The organism is Rhodococcus sp. NPDC057014, from assembly GCF_042673295.1.
GTDB lineage: Bacteria > Actinomycetota > Actinomycetes > Mycobacteriales > Mycobacteriaceae > Rhodococcus_F.
In genome coordinates this window covers 1-2,409 of sequence record NZ_JBHUSF010000581.1, presented here as the reverse complement: position 1 = coordinate 2,409, position 2,409 = coordinate 1, and the positions used below count along the sequence as shown (strand labels likewise).

General features: G+C 65.9%; 1 protein-coding gene and 1 pseudogene. Both read left to right on the top strand.

Annotated elements, in window-relative coordinates; all coding sequences use genetic code 11:
* Positions 1-209: 209 nt before the first annotated feature.
* Positions 210-1,673, top strand: coding sequence for an aminotransferase class I/II-fold pyridoxal phosphate-dependent enzyme (locus tag ACFTZB_RS45065; protein ID WP_378442423.1), 1,464 nt, complete (start codon positions 210-212; stop codon positions 1,671-1,673).
* A 526-nt stretch (positions 1,674-2,199) separates the two neighbouring features.
* Positions 2,200-2,409, top strand: a pseudogene (locus ACFTZB_RS45060) (hypothetical protein); the annotation flags it as partial.

Genomic DNA, 2,409 nt, shown 5'->3' with positions numbered 1-2,409 from the left:
CCTCGACCCCCACGCTGAGGTCGGGAACCGATTCCGTTGCTGCAACGCTCATTCACAAGGTATCCCCGGATTCCTCGAGACGAAACCGGCGGCCAGCGGGCTCAGCTGAAACCGATCACGTGCAGACGACGAGCGAGGTCGGGAGACCGGTGTACTGGCTGCGGGTGTCGAAGGTTCAGGGCGAAACGAGTGCGGGTACTCCGTCGGGTATGGACCAGTCGCAGGCGCCGTTGTTGGATGCGTTGGAGCAGTACCACAAGCTTGACCGTTACGGATTCTCCCCGCCCGGGCATCGTCAGGGCCGCGGCGCGGACGAGCGGGTAAAGAGGGTTCTCGGCACCGCCCCGTTCCGTGCGGACGTGCTCGCCTCCGGTGGTCTGGACGACCGGAAATCGAGGAACGGCTACCTGGCCCAGGCCGAACACCTGATGGCCGACGCGGTCCGGGCCGAGCAGGCCTTCTTCTCGACCTGCGGTAGTTCGCTGTCGGTGAAGGCGGCGATGATGGCCGTCGCCGGAAACGATCCCGGCGGTTTGCTGGTGACCCGCGACGCCCATAAATCCATCGTCGCCGGACTGATCTTCAGCGGTGTGACGCCCAGGTGGATCACGCCCCGATGGGACGAGGACATGCATTTTTCCCATCCTCCGTCCCCGGAACAAGTGCGGGCGATGTGGGAGAAGTACCCCGACGCAGCCGGTGCACTGATCGTCAGTCCGAGTCCGTACGGCACGTGCGCCGATATCGAATCCATTGCGCAGGTGTGTCACAGACGGGGCAGGCCGCTGATCGTCGACGAGGCGTGGGGTGCGCATCTGCCCTTCCACGACGACCTGCCGAGCTGGGCCATGGACGCGGGCGCCGACGTCTGCGTGGTCAGCGTCCACAAGATGGGTGCCGGTTTCGAGCAGGGATCGGTGTATCACCTGCAGGGTCGCCTGGTCGACGGCACGCGCTTGTCGCAATGTGCGGACCTGTTGACGACCACCAGCCCGAACGTGATGTTGTATGCGGCCATCGACGGGTGGCGGCGGCAGATGGTCGAGCGCGGTGGGGAGCTGCTCGGCAGCGCACTCGCACTCGCCGGCCGCGCTCGGGAACGGATTGCCGACATCGATGGTCTGGCCGTGCTCGAGGATCGGCTACTCGGTGAGCAGGCCTCGCATGATCTCGACCGCTTGCAGATCCTCATCGATGTCAGCGAACTCGGTGTATCGGGGTTCCAGTGCACCGATTGGTTGCGGGAGTATTGCCGCCTCGACGTCGGCATGCACGATCACCGCCGAATCGCGGCGACCTTGTCGATGGCCGATGACGACACCACCACCGGCCGCTTGGTCACCGCACTCGACGACCTGGCGCAGGCCGCGGCTTCGTTCGAACCACCACCGCCGATCTCGTTGCCTAGCCCGCAGGAGCTGCAACTCGAGTCGGTGATGTCGCCGCGGGATGCGTTCTTCGGCCGGACGGAGATGGTCGACGCGGACAGGGCCGCCGGACGGATCGCGGCCGAACCCCTGACCCCGTATCCACCCGGCATTCCCGCAGTGGTACCGGGGGAGCGGCTCGACCAGCCGGTGATCGACTATCTGCGCAGCGGGGTGGACGCGGGCATGGAAATCCCCGATGCTGCCGACCAAACCCTCCGCCGCATCCGCGCGGTCGCTGTGTGACCAGTGGTGCCGACCATGCTCGGATGTTGCCGGTGGCTGTGAGCCGAGCGGCCGCGGTGTGCCGCAAGCGGGTTGCGTAGTGTCGTGCGCACAGGAGCTTTTCGTTGCGGTCCCGGACTCGTCGAAAGCCACAGCCAGACTGCTACCGGCATCCCATCCCCCTTCGGCACCGGCGAGGTCTCGGTCCGGTGGGGTAGGGCGGGGCGCAGCAACCCGGGGTGAGGAGGGTGGCGGTGCGGGGTGTCTCGAAGACCCGAATCACCTTCCGAGATCGGCAACCGGTGCGGTGGGAATAGGAACCGAGGTCATGGTCGCCGCTCGTCTCGGCTCAGGTGGCGATATCACAAGGGTTGACCCCCGACCTCGGTGTGGGTGTCGGGCGCTTTGGGTACCCGTGCGGACATGACCTCACCACCGAAGCGACAACTGTGGGTATCCCGGTCCGGGTCGACCCTGGGACCTACCGACGATCGTCGACACGTGAACCCCGCGCACACCTCGGTTTCCGACAGAACGGCAGCAGGTGATGACTGAAAACCACGGTGCGACAAGAAAACCTATTCGAGACGGTCGCTGGGCCCGGATAGCGGAGAACTGGATCGCCGTCGTCTTCTTGATGGCTGCCATCATCGGGGCGGCACTATTCATCACGGCGCTCGGCGGCGGGTTCGCGGGGTGGGCGCTTATTGCCGCGGCTGTCACCATGGCGTTGCTGATCGGCGGCATCCTCGCCGCG